Genomic DNA, 15909 nt, shown 5'->3' with positions numbered 1-15909 from the left:
CAGTCTGGATTGGTTCACCCCGTTCGCAAAGAGGTATTTTTTAGCGAACTTTTAGAAATGGTAAAAGCCCAGAGGTCACTATGGCGCATTTTTTTTAGAAAAATTTTCTCGCAAACTGAATTTAATATTAGGTGTTTTGTTCTGCCGTCAATATGAGAAATATGAGGTTGGGTCATTAGCAGAACCTAAATGCAGTGATATGAAGTATAATTATAAGTAGGGTGTTTTGCTGCCCTTTTTTTGTGTAGTCTTTATTGTTTTTGCGCTTTATTGGGCGTTTATGTCATACTATACAGATTTAGGGTACGCAATACAGAAAACAACGGTACTATAGAAAACTTAATCTTATTTTATAAATAACCATCCGAATGGCGTTATAAATAGAAGTTTTTGTAGAGGTAACATTTACCGCAGAGTGTGAGCAGTCATGGAACATCAGGATTATTATGAACTTTTGGGCGTCAGCCGTAGCGCTGACGATAGTGAAATAAAAAAAGCCTATCGTAAGTTGGCTATGAAGTACCATCCGGATCGCAATCCAAATGACAAGACTGCTGAAGATCGGTTCAAAGAAATTCAAAGAGCATATGATGTATTATCCGATCCGCAAAAACGCGCTGCTTATGACCAATTTGGGCATGCAGGCGTTGACTCCTCTATGGGCGGAGGCTTCGGAGGAGGACATGGCGGTTTTGGTGGTTTCGGTGACGTCTTTGAAGATATTTTTGAAAATATTTTTTCCGGAGGCCGCAGTGGCACACGACAATCAAGAGGTCAGCGAGGGGCTGATCTACAATATAATGTGCAATTGACCCTTGAAGAAGCTGCAACCGGTAAAGAAATTGAAATTAACATTCCTCGGCATGGAACTTGTAAAACTTGTAATGGAAGTGGCGCTAAGAAAGGAACCAAACCTGTGGAGTGCGATACCTGTAATGGGATAGGTCAGGTGCGCATTCAACAAGGCTTTTTTTCTATACAGCAAACTTGTCCAAGTTGTCATGGAGAAGGAAAAATCATTGTTGATCGATGTCCCGATTGCCATGGTCAGGGAAGGGTGCGTGAGTCAAAAAATCTTACCGTCAAGATTCCGGCAGGAGTTGATAATGGTGATCGTGTTCGCCTGAGCGGTGAAGGTGAGGCGGGTGTTCATGGTGGTGGAGCTGGAGATTTGTATATACAGGTCACAGTTAAGCCTCATCCCATTTTTGAGAGACAAGATAACCATTTACATTGTGAGGTTCCTATCAGTTTTGCTACAGCTACCTTGGGAGGCACGATCGAAGTTCCGACCCTTCAAGGCAGAGTTTCATTAAAAATACCTCCAGAGACGCAAACAGGAAAAACATTTCGTTTACGTGGTAAAGGTATGGCTTCTGTACGCGGTTATACTTCCGGTGATTTGTTGTGTAAGGTGGTTGTTGAAACGCCAGTTAATTTATCCAAAGAGCAAAAGGAACTGTTAAATAAATTTCAGGAAACCCTTGAAAAAGGTAAAAAAAAGCATTCACCTCGTAGTAGTTCATGGTTTGATGGAGTGAAAAAATTTTTTGAGGACATGAAATTTTAATTCTTCTGCGATATAATCGCACGCAATGAAATTTATTGCCAATTTCCAGGCTGATGCAGTTCACTCTGGAAATTAGTTTTCCTGTTATATAGTGATGAGCATTTCCATGATGAATAAGCCTGCCTTGCTGGTTCTTGCCGACGGTTCAATCTATAAAGGTATTTCTGTTGGCGCTGAAGGTGAACGCGTTGGGGAGCTGGTGTTTAATACAGCTATGACTGGATATCAGGAAATTCTTACCGATCCTTCTTATGCCCAACAAATTGTGACTTTAACAACAACTCATGTTGGAAATACCGGTTGCAATTCTGAAGACATGGAGTCCACCAAAGCCTGGGCATCAGGTCTTGTGGTTCGTCATTGCTCTGCCACTTACAGTAATTTTCGTGCGGAACAATCATTATCTGAATGGTTAAAACAACATAATGTAGTAGCCATAAGCGAGATTGATACTCGTGATCTGACCATTAAATTACGCGATCAAGGTGCTATGTCTGCCTGTCTGACCACGAAGGTGGAAAATCCACAGTTGGCGCTTGAAAAAGCACAATCTTTTAACGGTTTACAAGGTATGGATTTGGCTGCTGAGGTTTCAAGGCAGGCCACTGAGCGCTGGTATTCAGGGCGAGGAGCGTGGACAAAAAATACCCTTCCCCAGAGGTTTCACATCATTGCCTATGATTTTGGAGTTAAACACAATATTTTGAGAATACTTCATGATAAAGGTTGTCATATTACCTTGGTGCCTGCCAAAACATCGGCAAAAGAAACCTTAGCCATGAAGCCGGATGGCATATTATTGTCTAATGGGCCTGGGGATCCGCAGGCATGTGGTTATGCCATTGAAGCCACCAAACGTTTTCTGGAAGAAAACATTCCTCTGTTTGGAATTTGTTTAGGATTTCAAATATTGGCATTGGCTTGTGGAGCAAATACAATAAAAATGAAATTTGGGCATCATGGTGCCAATCATCCAGTGGTAGAAACCAGCAGTCGAAGACGAGTATTCATTACCAGCCAGAATCATGGTTTTGCTGTGGATGAAACAAGCTTACCCAATCATCTGCAAGTCACACATCGTTCTTTGTTTGATAACAGTTTACAGGGGATCCGATGTACCCACAAACCGGCATTTGGTTTCCAGGGGCATCCAGAAGCAGGCCCTGGTCCGCATGACATTGAACTGATTTTTGATGAGTTTATTGAAGCCATGAAACAGGGACTTTAACTAAGTGAGGGTTTTTAGTGAGTGAATCGTATGTATTTACTTCAGAATCGGTATCTGAAGGACATCCTGATAAAATTGCCGACCAAATATCTGATGCTATTTTGGATGCTATCCTGGAGCAGGATCACGAAGCACGTGTGGCCTGTGAAACCTTTGTTAAAACCGGCATGGTTCTTGTAGGCGGTGAAATTACCACATCAGCCTGGGTCGATGTAGAGGATATTACGCGTCAGGTAATTAAAGATATTGGTTATAACAGCTCAGATATGGGCTTTGACTGGGCTTCCTGTGCAGTATTATCAGCCATTGGCAAACAATCACCTGATATTGCCCAAGGGGTAGATAATCAGGTCACAAAGATTTTAGGTGCCGGAGATCAGGGGTTAATGTTTGGTTATGCCAGTAAAGAAACAGATGTTTATATGCCTGCGCCTGTTGCTTATGCACATCGTCTGATGCAAAAGCAGGCCCAATGTCGTAAGGAAAAGATACTTCCTTGGTTAAGGCCGGATGCCAAATGTCAATTAACCTTAAAATATGAGCAGGATAAGCCTGTTGCAGTGGATACCATTGTTTTTTCCACTCAACATACTCCGGATATTTCTCAACAGGATTTGATTGAAGCGGTTCTTGAGGACATCATTAAAAAAGTGTTGCCTGGCGAATGGTTAACGTCTCAGACCAAATACCATATTAACCCCACGGGTCGTTTTGTGATTGGAGGCCCCTTAGGAGATTGCGGATTAACTGGACGAAAAATTATCGTGGATACCTATGGTGGAATGGCAAGGCATGGAGGAGGGTGTTTCTCAGGTAAGGATCCCTCAAAAGTGGATCGCTCTGCAGCTTATGCCGCACGTTATGTGGCTAAAAATCTCGTAGCTGCTGGCCTTACTGATAAATGTGAACTGCAGATTTCATATGCGATTGGTTTGTCGGAACCGACATCTATCACGGTGGAAACCTTCGGGACTGGTCGATTAACGCAAGCAGAAATGATTGATTTAATTCATACGCACTTTGATTTAACCCCTCAAGGGATCATTGAAAAACATGATTTGCTAAGACCGATTTATCGAAAAACGGCAACGTATGGACATTACGGCCGTGATGAGTTCCCCTGGGAACGTCTTGATAAGGTAGAGGCCTTAAAGAAAGCATTGTAGGTGATTTTATGTCACAGGGATGATTTTAAATTTAAACCATCCCGGAATCATCTTTTGATTGAATACTGGACTTTAGCCATTTTTCAAGTAAAGGAAGTAATAGGTTAAAGACCATAGAAGCGCACCGTTATATTGATCAAAGTCGCTGTAAATCGATGACTTGAGAAAAATAGAATGGTGCGAATTACCGCGGCATCGGCCGCGCTAATTCCTGCGAAGCTCCGTATGGACCCCGCTATCAAGTAGCGGGAATTCGATCCTGAAAAATGGCTAAAATCGAATGATCAATCATTCATTAAAGCTGAAGATATTTCAATGATTCCATGCTTGATGAAGCTTTGAAGAAAACCGCCCCAATATATTTTCCTAGGCATGAACTATGAGGAGAAAACTGAGCATGACAACTGAAGATTTTAAAGTAGCCGACTTATCCCTGGCGTCATGGGGGCGTAAAGAAATTGCTATCGCTGAAACAGAGATGCCGGGATTAATGGCATTGAGAAAAGAATTTGGCGGAAAGAAGCCTTTGAAAGGCGCAAAAATTGCTGGCTGTCTGCACATGACCATTCAAACGGCGGTGTTAATTGAAACCTTGGTGGCTCTAGGGGCCGAGGTACGTTGGTCATCCTGTAATATTTTTTCGACGCAGGATCACGCTGCTGCTGCCATGGCTGAAACTGGTATACCCGTATTTGCCTGGAAGGGAGAAACAGAAGAAGAGTATTGGTGGTGTGTAGAGCAAACCTTGAAAGGCCCAAATGGATGGGCACCAAATCTTTTACTTGACGATGGCGGTGATTTGACGAAAGTGGTTCATGAGAAATATCCGCAGCTTTTTTCTGACATTAAAGGCATTTCTGAGGAAACCACAACAGGTGTAGCCAGATTATATGAAATGGCTAAAAAAGGACAGCTTAAATCTCCTGCTATCAATGTGAACGATTCTGTGACTAAATCCAAATTCGATAACTTATATGGCTGTCGGGAATCATTGCTCGATGGCATCAAGCGAGCTACCGATGTCATGATAGCTGGAAAAATTGCTCTTATTTTAGGATATGGTGACGTTGGTAAGGGTTGTGCTCAGGCATTACGTGGCCAGGGTGCTACCGTGTGGATTGCAGAAATTGACCCTATTTGCGCCCTGCAAGCGGCTATGGAAGGGTATCGTGTCGTGACATTGGATGAAGTGGCCGAACAGGTAGATATACTGGTAACGGCTACAGGCAATTACCATGTGGTGACTCATGACCATATGTTGCGAATGAAACATCAAGCCATTTTGTGCAATATTGGCCATTTCGATTCAGAAATTGATATCAGCAGTTTACGCCAATATGAATGGGAAAATATCAAGCCGCAAGTTGATCATGTGATTTTTCCTGACGGCAAACGAATTATTGTACTTGCAGAAGGTCGCCTGGTTAATTTGGGTTGTGCCACAGGACATCCGAGTTTTGTTATGTCCGCATCCTTTACCAATCAGGTTTTAGCTCAGATTGAGCTATTTAATCATCATTCCAATTATAAAAATGAAGTCTATGTGTTGCCTAAGCATCTGGATGAAAAAGTTGCTCGCCTTCATCTGGATCGTATCGGAGCAAAGTTGACTCAATTAACCATTGAGCAGGCCCAATATATTGGAGTGGAGATCGAAGGACCTTATAAACCGGATTATTATCGATATTAGACAAAATTAGACGTAATAGCTCATCCCCACATTGAAATGTATCTAACGGTCGGATTTGAGTTCAAATTGGAAGAAAATAAGACTGAAAAAACGCAGTATAGATAGCTATGTGAGCATTTTAAAGGCTTGTTTTCGCTCAAGATGCACCAAATATGGCCGTTCATGGCAGGAGGTTGCTCTCTTACCATTAGACAGCTTAGTGATGCCAACCTTTGCTACTGCAAATATATTCGTAAGCCTTGCGAATTTTTTGCGTCTTTTCATTGGCCATTTTAATCATGGACTCAGGTAAGCCCTGGGCAATCAATTTGTCCGGGTGATTTCGACTGATTAGCCGTCGGTAAGCCCGTTTTACTTCTTGTTTACTGGCATTGGAAGGAACTTCCAGTAAGGCGTAGGCTTGATCAATCATGCTGCTCGTTGATTGATAAGATCGCTGGGAATAATCTGAATAAGACTCCTGCTGTTGGGAACGTTGTTGATGAGATGTCTCGAAATCCTGATAACCGAAATCCTGATAAAAACGATATTGTTGATGCAAAGGTGCTAGTCCAAGCCTTCTGAAAACAGTATCCAATACGTTTATTTTATTTTTAGATAAACCATCGATCTTGGCAGCACGATATTGGATATCCACAAAGAGTTTCAACAAATCGGGATTAAGTCGGCAAGTATTATGCAATAAGCTGAGCATGCTGGTTAAATCAAAATTCTTTGATTTGCCCTCTCTGAAAAAACGCCTTGCCTGAGCCTTCTGTTCTGAGCTTAACCTCATTTCCTTCATAAGTAAGGTGGCCATTTCTATTTCTTTTTCAGATACACGCCCATCAGCTTTTGCAATATGCCCCATGATGGTAAAAGTGGCTTCAAAGAATACTTTTTGTACGGCTTCGCGTTTTTCTGAATAAAATTGCCAATGAGGACGAGAAAAGTGTGCTACCAATCCCCGGTCAAACAAGTTGCCAACTAATAAGCCAAACAACGCTCCAGCAGGCCCACCAGTTATTAAGTAACCGAAGAAGGCGCCAAGTAGTTTTCCCCACCAGCTATGTGTAATGAAAAATTCACGTAGATTTTTCACAAGTTTTCCATCAAAGTAAAATATAATTTTAACTATTTACCACAATTTCAAAATCTCATGGGAAAGCCAGATTTGAGTACGGATTGAATAAAAATTATACTCAAAAAAAGCAGTATACACCAGCGTATGTAAGCATTTTTCAGCATGATTTTCGTTCAAAATGCACCAGCATGACTTTTCGGTGAATTGTGCTGAATAGTTATTATATTTTAACATTTTTTATTCAATTTTCAGTGTGCTCTCAATAAGTATAGAGTAAAGATTCTTATAATATGAGTTTTATAGTCGGCTTCAGAGATTTAAAATTAAATCAGTGCTACTTGATAGCGGGGTCTAAACATAGTTTCGTGTAGATACTTGGTAGATAATGTGATAATTTGTAGTTTACTGTTAACTCACTGATTTGCAGTGGATTCTGATAGTATACCTATCTATTTCCAAGTTCTTTTAATTTTTGCTTTTCTTTATTTAAAGAATGGCTAAAATGCCGTTTTATTGGATAAGAATGGATAGAGGACGCAACTTCAGTATATAATGAGTACTTTTAGTTAAATAATATTCATGCGTTTTATCTATTCTTATCTTTTGTATCTGTTGACCCCTTTTCTCTTCGTTCGTTTGCTGTGGAAAAGCAGGCAATTGCCAGCTTACAGAAAGCGCATTGGTGAACGATTCATGTGGTCAACACCCTCCACTGGTGAGGTGGACGTATGGGTGCATGCGGTTTCCTTAGGTGAGGTGATTGCCGTGACTCCATTGGTGGACGCCATGTTAAGAAAAAGATGGAAGGTTTTATTGACTACAATGACACCAACTGGCTCACAAAGAGTGCTGAACCAGTTTGAAAAAAAAGTGTATCATCAGTACCTGCCCTATGATTTACCTGCAATACAGCGGCATTTTTTTAAACGGTATAAACCTCGGCTGGGTATCATTATGGAAACAGAGTTGTGGCCTAACATGATTTACGAGGCACACAAAATGAAGATACCTTTAATGTTAATGAATGCCAGATTATCCAGGCGTTCCATGCAAAACTATCAAAAAGCGGCTTTCTTTTTTAAAAAAGTGCTTAATCGGTTTACCGCCATCTTGACGCAGAGTGAAGACGATGCTCTGCGCTTCATTCATTTGGGAGCGAGAAAAAATATCGTTCATGCTGTTGGTAATATGAAGTTTGATTTACAACTTTCTGCCATTATTGCTGATAAATACAAAGCCTTGCAACACCGTTGGGGAAGTGAACGAACCGTAGTTATCGCAGCAAGTACTCATGATAATGAAGAGGCTTTATTGCTTGAGCAGCTTCCGGTTTTGCAGCAATCCATTGAAAATGTCCTTTTATTGATAGCGCCTCGTCATCCGGAACGCTTCCGGCCGGTCTATCAATACAGTGTGCAACAAGGATTTAATACCGGCTTGCGCAGTGAGTCCAATAGTCTTTCTCCTCAGAATGAGGTGATCATTCTTGATTGTCTCGGCGAATTGATGGTTTGGTATCAACTGAGTCATTATGCTTTTGTCGGAGGAAGTTTTGTTGAGGTTGGCGGGCATAACGTATTGGAACCTATAGCTGTAAATGTTCCCGTTTTCACTGGTCCGCATGTTCATAATTTTAAGACCATCTGCAAGGATCTAATGCAGGCAGAAGCGATGATCATGATTGATCATCCTGAAGCTTTGGTAAATCAAATCATCTACTTGCATGAGAATGAAGTAATCAGAATCCGCCAGATAAGAAATGCCAATCATTTTCTGGAAAAAAACAAAGGCTCGATCGAACGTTATTTGGCGCGAATAGAGCAGGTATTATCTAGATAGTCGAGTGGCGAAGCATTTTATTTCACTTATAGAGGAAGTGCTCAGCCTTGTTCAGGAATGGCCATATTGGAATCCCCACTACTTGATAAAGGGGTCTATACAAGGCTTCGTATAGATACCGCGGTCGATGCCGCGGTAATTCGTGGGGTTGTATTTTCCAAAGCCATTTTTCCATCGAATCCCCGCTACTTGATAGCGGGGTCTAAACAGAGCTTCGTATAGATACCGTGGTCGATGCCGCGGTAATTCGTGGGGTTGTATTTTCCAAAGCCATTTTTCCATCGAATCGCCGCTACTTGATAGCGGGGTCTAAACAGAGCTTCGTATAGATACCGTGGTCGATGCCGCAATAATTCGTGGGGTTGTATTTTCCAAAGCCATTTTTTCCATCGAATCCCCGCTACTTGATAGCGGGGTCTAAACAGAACTTCGTATAGATACCGTGGTCGATGCCGCGGTAATTCGTGGGGTTGTATTTTCCAAAGCCATTTTTTCCATCGAATCCCCGCTACTTGATAGCGGGGTCTAAACAGAACTTCGTATAGATACCGCGGTCGATGCCGTGGGGATTCGTGGTGTTAATTTTTCCAACTCACCAATTTTTACAGGATTCTGATTAATATAACTGTATTTCAAGGTCCTTAACTTTTGCTTTTTCTTTACCTAAGAAAACACCATGCTATGCTTTTTAGTAGAGTTTCTCGTAATCTGAACTAAATTCTGTCCGTGTATGTTATTGTCAATACTGTGGATTGAGCTACCATGGAAAAATGTCCAGTATAAAAAGCAAGATATGTTGAATGAACAGCGAGAATAATAGCCGCTAAGCCCCCTGATTTTGACGCTCCTTAATTTCTGAAAGTGTCTTGCAATCAATACACAACGTCGCAGTTGGGCGGGCTTCCAAGCGACGAAGACCAATTTCAATACCGCAGGCTTCACAATAGCCAAAATCCTCTTCATGCAGCCTTTCCAGAGCGTCTTCAATTTTTTTAATCAGTTTCCTTTCTCGATCCCTTGTTCTTAACTCGATACTGAATTCCTCCTCCTGACTGGCTCGGTCCGATGGATCGGGAAAATTAGCAGCTTCATCTTTCATATGACTCATGGTTCTATCGACTTCTTCCATCAAGGATTGGCGCCATGCAAGTAAGATTTTTTCGATATGAGCAAGTTGTCGTTCATTCATGTACTCTTCACCCTCAGTTTCCTGATAAGGGGTGATGCCCATATTGGTTACAGTATCATTTTTCACGTTGGCTAATCTCTCTTTTTTTGAATCGGTTATTTGTTCTGCCATTTAAACCTCCTTTATTCATTTAACGCGATCCTTGCGGAAGATGGCAAGGTATACCAAAAAAAGACGGTAACAGCAACAAAAAAGTTTGTTAATTTTCTCGCTGCCCTCCACAAATCCGATCATTTCCTTCATCATCTTGCCAACATTGAATCTTCTTATAACCTGATTGTTTTAGTATAGACGTTATAGCTGATTTTTGATCATATCCGTGTTCCAGAAGAAGAAATCCTTTGGGCAATAGAAAGGGATAGGCTTGTTGGCTGATGGTTTTTAGGGCATTCAATCCGTCTTTGCCACTAACTAAAGCTTCAGCAGGTTCAAATTGGACGTCTCCCTGTTTAAGATGCGGATCATTCTCAGCAATATAGGGCGGATTGGAAACAATAGCATGATAGTGATCCGGAGGCAGATGAGTAAACCAGTTGGACAGATAAAAACGAATGTGGTTTGCGGCAAGTGATTGAGCATTTTCCTGGGCTACCTCCAGGGCTTGTTCACTTTTATCGCAGGCTGTGATCTGCCAGTCGGGCCTTTCTTTGGCCAGTGCAATGGCAATGGCTCCACTGCCGGTACCAAGATCCAGGATTTTGGCCTGAGGCTGATGTTGCAGAAGTTGAAGAGTGATTTCCACCAGTTTTTCGGTTGAAGGGCGGGGAATCAGAGTATATCGATTTACTTTTAAGGTAAATGACCAGAATTCTCGGTTTCCTGTGAGATAAGCCACAGGAATTCCCTCAAAACGTTTGTCAATCAGGGCTTGGTATTGCTCAAGTTGCCTCTCAGTTAAAATCTGTTCTTTATGAGCGTATAAATAGCTGCGAGAGGCTTTTAATAGATGGGCAAGCAAAACTTCGGCATCCAGTCTTGGGCTTGAGCTTTTAGCTTGCAGTTTTTCGGTGGCCTTAAGAAGTATGGTGTTGATATCAATCATTACGACCTAATTCAGCAAGTAGTTCAGTATGATGTTCACTTTGCAATGCTTGAATCACGGGAGAAAGATCTCCGGCAATGATGTCATTGAGTTGATAAAGGGTGAGGTTTATGCGATGGTCCGTCAGGCGACCTTGTGGGAAATTGTAAGTACGAATCCGCTCTGAGCGATCGCCGCTTCCGACCAAGGACTTTCGCGTTTGCGCTTGTTGTTGTCTTTGTTTGCTTTGCTCGGCGTCCAGCAACTTGGTTTTCAGCAAGGCCATGGCTTTTGCCCGGTTTTTATGTTGTGAACGCTCATCCTGACACTCAACCACCACGCCGGTAGGTAAATGAGTAATGCGTATAGCGGAATCGGTTTTATTGACATGCTGTCCGCCAGCTCCTGATGAACGGTAGGTATCGATGCGTAAATCATCGGGGTTGACTTGAATCTCATCGATTTCTTCGACTTCGGGCATGATGGCTACAGTACAGGCAGAAGTGTGCACCCGCCCTTGAGATTCAGTTTCCGGAATGCGTTGTACTCGATGGGCTCCCGATTCAAATTTTAATTGGGAATACACATTATGACCGCTCACCCGAGCAATGATTTCCTTAAATCCGCCATGCTCCCCATGACTGGCAGAGACGACCTCAACCTGCCAGCCTTGTGTTTCTGCGTAACGACTGTACATGCGAAACAAATCACCGGCAAAAATAGCCGCTTCATCACCTCCTGTACCGGCTCGTATTTCCAGGTAAACATTCCTTTCGTCGTCAGGATCCTTGGGAATGAGATGCCATTGCAGACGTTCGTTTAATTCTTCCACCTGCGCTTTAACGGTTTCGATTTCTTCTGCCGCCATCTCTGCAAGCTCTTTATCCTCTCCTGCCAATAACTCTTCCAGAGATTGTAGATTTTCCATGGCTTTGAGATAACTCTCATAACTATGGGCAATGGGTTCCAGCTGAGCATATTCTTTAGATAAGGTAGTGTATTTTGGCTGATCAGCAATGATCTCAGCTTCCGATAACAACCGTCCCACCTCCTGATATCGTTCCAGCATATGTTCCAGTTTTAACTTAAGAGATGTCTTCATAAGAGGTGCGAAGGGTTGAAGGATTAAAAAGATAATCAGCCAGAGTAAGAAGCTCTTCTCGTCCGTCACGGGCTGCTTTCCGTAAACCCACTGTTGGACTATGGGTTAATTTGTTCAGGAGACGTTCGCCAAACTCATTCAGCACAGACTGCTGGTCATGCCCATGGGATAACTTTTGTAAAGCACGCTGCAATTCCTGCTGAGCTAAATCCTCCATTTGCGCTCGATAATGACAGATCATGGATTTGGCCTTAAGCGAGCGATGCCAGCGAATATAGTTATCCAGTTCAACGCTAATGAGTTGTTCTGCTTCCACTGCAGCGGCTTGCCGTTCATTCATGCCTTTTTTGATGAGGGTTTGTAAATCATCGATATTGTAGAGTTGAATCTGCTCCAATTCTCTCACATCATCTTCAATGTCTCGAGGAACGGCTAAGTCGAGAAAAAACATCGGTTTATATTGACGTTTTTCCAAAGCATGGCGAACCAGACCTTGGTTTATAAAGGGTAAGGGACAAGCTGTGGCTGAGATAATGATGTCGGCTTCGGATAAATACTGAGGAATATCACCGATATTTAAGGCATGACCTTCAAACGATGCAGCCAGTTTCTCTGCGTTTTCCAGACTGCGGCTGGCGATAAAAAATTGATGAACACCTTGCTTTTTCAAATATTTAGCGACGAGAGAGGAGGTTTCACCTGAACCGATAAGAAAAACGCGCAGGCTATAAAAATCCGCAAACATTTGTCCGACCAGCTGAACCGCTGCATAGGCAACAGATACTGGGTTATTGCTGATGCCGCTACGATTGCGAATCCGTTTGCTGGCACGAAAAATATATTCAAAAGTGGTGCGTAAATTATTTTTTATCGTACCCAGTTGGCAGGCATGCTGATATGCCTGTTTCATTTGGCCAAGGATCTGTGGCTCGCCCAGCATCATCGAATCCAGCCCGCTAGCGACGCGAAGTGTATGGCGAATACCATGATGCTCGGGATGAAGGTATAAAAAAGGCTTAAGCTCATCTGAGCAGATTTGATATTTATCGGCAAGCCAGGGAATCAGCTGATTCGGCGTATCCGTCTCACAATAAAATTCCGTACGGTTGCATGTGGACAACATGGCAGCTTCATTCGCAGCAGAGGTAATGAGCAGATGATTGAGTAAATTTTCCTGAGCTTCTAAAGGACGTGCGAATTTTTCCCGCATAGGCAGAGGGGCCGTCTTATGATTAAGTCCGCAGGCAACAAACACCATAGAAATTTTACAAAAGAGATTTTGCTCAATTGTAAACGAAAGGGGGCGGAATGTGTAGTGTGTAGGATAAGGAAGTACTCTGTTTAAATTTTTTGTTAATACTATTTTAATAAAAAAGAGCTAAAATGCTAATTAATTAAGCAATTTTTCATTGTTAATTGGTATTAATATTATGTTTAATGAATTATATGATTATTTTCTGACTCAAAGAACAGAATTGGCAAAAATGGTTGAGGCAAAATCAGAAAATGGATTAAAACAAGCAATTTTTAATGCATTAGACGATTTTAAACAAGAGGCCAGTGAGCACCTCTACCATGAGTCGGTATTAATAGAAAAGCAAATTAACTATCTTATACTACAAGAATTATATTGTCGGCAAATAGAGAAAAAAAACGAAGAAGGTACCGTGCGGGCTTGGCTAAAACTAGAGGATAGCTATAAAAAATTAGAACACATGCTTATACAAGCTAGAATGCAAGATTTTAAAAATTTATCTGCTGAGGAAAAATCAGATAAAATCAAAGAAGAAATAAATTTTGCGGATCAACACATTAGAGAAAACTCATCGGCTAACGAGGATTTTTTAAAGATGATGGTTTTTGTTAGAAAGGAACATAATACCGTTGCAAAAAATGAAGCTGATGTTGCCGTTTCATACTTTAGCAGTAAACATGAGGAACTAAGTAAAAAATCTGAGGCTCTTCAAACGAGTTTAGAGACGCTAAAGGGTGAAAAAAGTAAACTGAAAGACGAGCAAGAGAAACAAGTTCCTTTATCAATGCTTGAGCAATGGGCTGTTAAAGTAAAATATGATCAAGCTAATCTTTTTCAAAGATTTATTGTATGGGCGGTAAATAAGTTTTCTAATTTAGGAGAGAAAGCACCAAAGCGATTTGATGAATTGAGGAAGACACAATTAGCGTTAAATATGAAGACAGGCCAAGTATCAAACACTGAAACCCTTTTAATGGAAAATAATAGAGAGAAACGTCACGTTGCTGCAGAATTGACAAGCGCGAAAAAGCGAAAAGAATCTGCTGAATTGTTTTACGAAAAAGAATCATCACACGATAAATCTAGTGAACATACATCCGAGCCCTCCGAACAACCAATTAATAAGGGCTTCTGATTCTTTCTCACTTAAATTTTTTAAAACTTCCAAGAACCTCAAGTCCCACAAATCACAGCCGCTAATAAAGACAAATCATTACAGCAAATGTTAATCTGATAAGGAGCTGCAGATGGACATTATTTTTCAGGGTAAGCATAATGGGGAAGAAGCGGTTGAAAGCTTGGCCAGTGTTTTGCGCCTGTTTAAAGAACGTTACCATATCGAACAATTCCGTGAGATGCATTTGAGCATTACTTTGGTGGATGAACATGGCGATGATGTCGAGTTGGTGGACAGCGAAACGGATCAGGCTTACCGTACATTTGAAGTGTACAGAAATGAACATCAACTCTCTGTCCGTCAAGGGCACTCCTTATTGAAGCTTGTGGTCGATAATACGAAAAAAAGCCGTTAAGATGAAGGAATAGTCGATGATCGAAGGGTTTTTGGCCATTATACTGACTTTGCTTTTAGTGGTGGGTCTTCATGAAGCGGGGCATGCCATAGCAGCCCGCTTTTTTAACGTAAAAATCAAGCGGATCTCCATTGGCTTTGGTAAACCTCTTATTCGTTGGCAAAGCAAGAGCGGTATTGAGTGGATATGGGCTCTTTTACCGCTTGGGGGTTATGTCCAACTGCTGAATTCACGTATTGAGCCTGTAGAAAAAAAAGATTATATCCATTGCTTTGATAAACAGCCAGCCTATGTTCGCATCATCATTTTACTGGCAGGGGTCATTGTTAATCTGTTAACGGCGTGGATAGCCTTGCTGCTAGTGTTTTCTATTGGCGTTTTTCATTATCCACCGCAGGTAAAATCTGTACAGGCCGAGAGCCTTGCGGCTGAATCAGGATTGCAGAAAGGAGATAAAATCCTGGTGATTGAAGGGCAGGAAACGCCTTCCTGGCGTCAGGTAGGCATGCGCTTGATGATTGCCATGGGTGAAAAAAAAGTGGCGGTTAAGGTTCAGAATGAAGCGGGGGATACCCGCTTACTGCATTTTGATCTCAGTCACTGGTTTCTTAAACCAAGAGATAACTCGCTGTTTGACAGCCTCGGGTTTCAACCGGATGTATCCGTAAAAAAACGGCGATTAGCGGCAGATTCCTTCCTGGACGCAGTTTCAAGAGCTACAGCCCAGATGACGGAGACATTATACTTTTTTATCATTATGTTTAAATTACTTTTTACTGGAAAAATCCCTTTTACAAGCCTGTTAGGTCCCATTGGTATGTTTTCTGTCAGTATCTCGTCTTTTATGGAAGGAGTAGCTGTATTTATGTCTTTTATAGCCACTTTCAGTCTGGCAGTGGCTTTGGCCAATATATTCCCCATTCCAGGTCTTGATGGGGGCTCTATACTTTATACGATAATTGAGAAAATTCGTGGCAAGCCCATGTCTGTTGCCCTGGAAATCTTGCTGTTCCGTTTGGCGATGATCGTGTTTTTTGTGATTCTGCTTAATCTTTTGGCCAATGATTTGCACCGGTATGCACAAGGATGATTTTTTATTCATAGAATTTGAGTCCTCTATTGCATGAGTGGAACCACGGTCAAATGCCGCGGGTATTCGATAAAAATTTAAATCTTTTTGTGCTATAGCGGAGAAAATCATCCCAATGCATGGCATCTTACATTGAATTCCCGTGGGATCCATTGAAGCGGGGA

At 41.8% G+C, this 15909-nt stretch carries 13 protein-coding genes; 8 read left to right on the top strand and 5 right to left on the bottom strand.

Going from position 1 to position 15909, the window contains the following annotated elements:
• Positions 1 to 427 precede the first annotated feature (427 nt).
• From dnaJ to ahcY, 4 genes are all read left to right on the top strand, one after another.
• Positions 428 to 1570, top strand: coding sequence for a molecular chaperone DnaJ (gene dnaJ, locus E4T55_RS03145; protein WP_058500649.1), 1143 nt, complete (start codon positions 428 to 430; stop codon positions 1568 to 1570).
• A 106-nt stretch (positions 1571 to 1676) separates the two neighbouring features.
• Positions 1677 to 2798 (top strand): glutamine-hydrolyzing carbamoyl-phosphate synthase small subunit, encoded by a 1122-nt coding sequence (gene carA / locus E4T55_RS03140; RefSeq protein WP_082636460.1) that lies wholly within the window; start codon positions 1677 to 1679, stop codon positions 2796 to 2798.
• Between the two features lie 17 nt (positions 2799 to 2815).
• The gene (metK, locus tag E4T55_RS03135) at positions 2816 to 3964 is read left to right on the top strand and encodes a methionine adenosyltransferase (RefSeq protein ID WP_058500650.1); all 1149 of its coding nucleotides are present in this window, start codon (positions 2816 to 2818) and stop codon (positions 3962 to 3964) included.
• 379 nt (positions 3965 to 4343) lie between these two features.
• Positions 4344 to 5654, top strand: coding sequence for an adenosylhomocysteinase (gene ahcY / locus E4T55_RS03130; protein WP_058500651.1), 1311 nt, complete (start codon positions 4344 to 4346; stop codon positions 5652 to 5654).
• A gap of 196 nt (positions 5655 to 5850) precedes the next feature.
• On the opposite strand, the gene djlA is transcribed toward ahcY, so the two are convergent.
• Positions 5851 to 6735, bottom strand: coding sequence for a co-chaperone DjlA (gene djlA, locus E4T55_RS03125; protein WP_058500652.1), 885 nt, complete (start codon positions 6733 to 6735; stop codon positions 5851 to 5853).
• 561 nt (positions 6736 to 7296) lie between these two features.
• Between djlA and waaA the strand changes: the two genes are divergently transcribed.
• Complete coding sequence (gene waaA, locus E4T55_RS03120) at positions 7297 to 8556, top strand: lipid IV(A) 3-deoxy-D-manno-octulosonic acid transferase (RefSeq protein ID WP_058500654.1); 1260 nt, start codon at positions 7297 to 7299, stop codon at positions 8554 to 8556.
• Between the two features lie 823 nt (positions 8557 to 9379).
• Here the strand turns inward: waaA and dksA are convergent.
• The 4 genes from dksA to hemA all read right to left on the bottom strand — a co-directional run bounded on the left by dksA (position 9380) and on the right by hemA (position 13126).
• Positions 9380 to 9856 (bottom strand): RNA polymerase-binding protein DksA, encoded by a 477-nt coding sequence (gene dksA, locus E4T55_RS03115; RefSeq protein WP_058500655.1) that lies wholly within the window; start codon positions 9854 to 9856, stop codon positions 9380 to 9382.
• An 88-nt stretch (positions 9857 to 9944) separates the two neighbouring features.
• Positions 9945 to 10787 (bottom strand): peptide chain release factor N(5)-glutamine methyltransferase, encoded by an 843-nt coding sequence (prmC, locus tag E4T55_RS03110; protein ID WP_058500656.1) that lies wholly within the window; start codon positions 10785 to 10787, stop codon positions 9945 to 9947.
• On the bottom strand, positions 10780 to 11868 hold the full coding sequence (gene prfA / locus E4T55_RS03105; protein WP_058500657.1) for a peptide chain release factor 1: 1089 nt from the start codon (positions 11866 to 11868) through the stop codon (positions 10780 to 10782). Before prfA ends, prmC begins: the two co-directional genes overlap by 8 nt.
• A complete protein-coding gene (gene hemA, locus E4T55_RS03100; protein ID WP_058500658.1) occupies positions 11852 to 13126 on the bottom strand; it encodes a glutamyl-tRNA reductase in 1275 nt (424 codons plus the stop codon). The genes prfA and hemA overlap by 17 nt, the downstream gene beginning before the upstream one ends.
• Positions 13127 to 13277: 151 nt before the next feature.
• Between hemA and E4T55_RS03095 the strand changes: the two genes are divergently transcribed.
• The 3 genes from E4T55_RS03095 (at position 13278) to E4T55_RS03085 (ending at position 15745) form a co-directional block, all read left to right on the top strand.
• Entirely contained in the window at positions 13278 to 14258 is a 981-nt protein-coding gene (locus tag E4T55_RS03095) for a hypothetical protein (RefSeq protein ID WP_058500659.1), read from the top strand.
• 112 nt (positions 14259 to 14370) lie between these two features.
• The gene (locus tag E4T55_RS03090) at positions 14371 to 14655 is read left to right on the top strand and encodes a hypothetical protein (RefSeq protein ID WP_058500660.1); all 285 of its coding nucleotides are present in this window, start codon (positions 14371 to 14373) and stop codon (positions 14653 to 14655) included.
• A gap of 16 nt (positions 14656 to 14671) precedes the next feature.
• Positions 14672 to 15745 carry a M50 family metallopeptidase gene (locus E4T55_RS03085; RefSeq protein WP_058500661.1) on the top strand — a complete coding sequence of 358 codons (1074 nt, stop codon included), beginning with the start codon at positions 14672 to 14674 and terminating at the stop codon, positions 15743 to 15745.
• The last annotated feature ends 164 nt before the right edge of the window (positions 15746 to 15909 follow it).

The sequence above is a fragment of the Legionella israelensis genome, assembly GCF_004571175.1.
Taxonomy (GTDB): Bacteria; Pseudomonadota; Gammaproteobacteria; order Legionellales; family Legionellaceae; genus Legionella_D; species Legionella_D israelensis.
The sequence above is the reverse complement of the archived record's forward strand: the minus strand, read 5'-3'. Positions and strand labels throughout refer to the sequence as shown.

Bases quoted from the DNA above. Each gene is read 5' to 3' on its own strand.
- dksA (WP_058500655.1), bottom strand. From the start codon at position 9,856: ATGGCAGAACAAATAACCGATTCAAAAAAAGAGAGATTAGCCAACGTG.
- hemA (WP_058500658.1), bottom strand. From the start codon at position 13,126: ATGGTGTTTGTTGCCTGCGGACTTAATCATAAGACGGCCCCTCTGCCT.
- prmC (WP_058500656.1), bottom strand. From the start codon at position 10,787: ATGATTGATATCAACACCATACTTCTTAAGGCCACCGAAAAACTGCAA.
- dnaJ (WP_058500649.1), top strand. From the start codon at position 428: ATGGAACATCAGGATTATTATGAACTTTTGGGCGTCAGCCGTAGCGCT.
- E4T55_RS03085 (WP_058500661.1), top strand. From the start codon at position 14,672: ATGATCGAAGGGTTTTTGGCCATTATACTGACTTTGCTTTTAGTGGTG.
- ahcY (WP_058500651.1), top strand. From the start codon at position 4,344: ATGAGGAGAAAACTGAGCATGACAACTGAAGATTTTAAAGTAGCCGAC.
- prfA (WP_058500657.1), bottom strand. From the start codon at position 11,868: ATGAAGACATCTCTTAAGTTAAAACTGGAACATATGCTGGAACGATAT.
- waaA (WP_058500654.1), top strand. From the start codon at position 7,297: ATGCGTTTTATCTATTCTTATCTTTTGTATCTGTTGACCCCTTTTCTC.
- carA (WP_082636460.1), top strand. From the start codon at position 1,677: ATGATGAATAAGCCTGCCTTGCTGGTTCTTGCCGACGGTTCAATCTAT.
- E4T55_RS03090 (WP_058500660.1), top strand. From the start codon at position 14,371: ATGGACATTATTTTTCAGGGTAAGCATAATGGGGAAGAAGCGGTTGAA.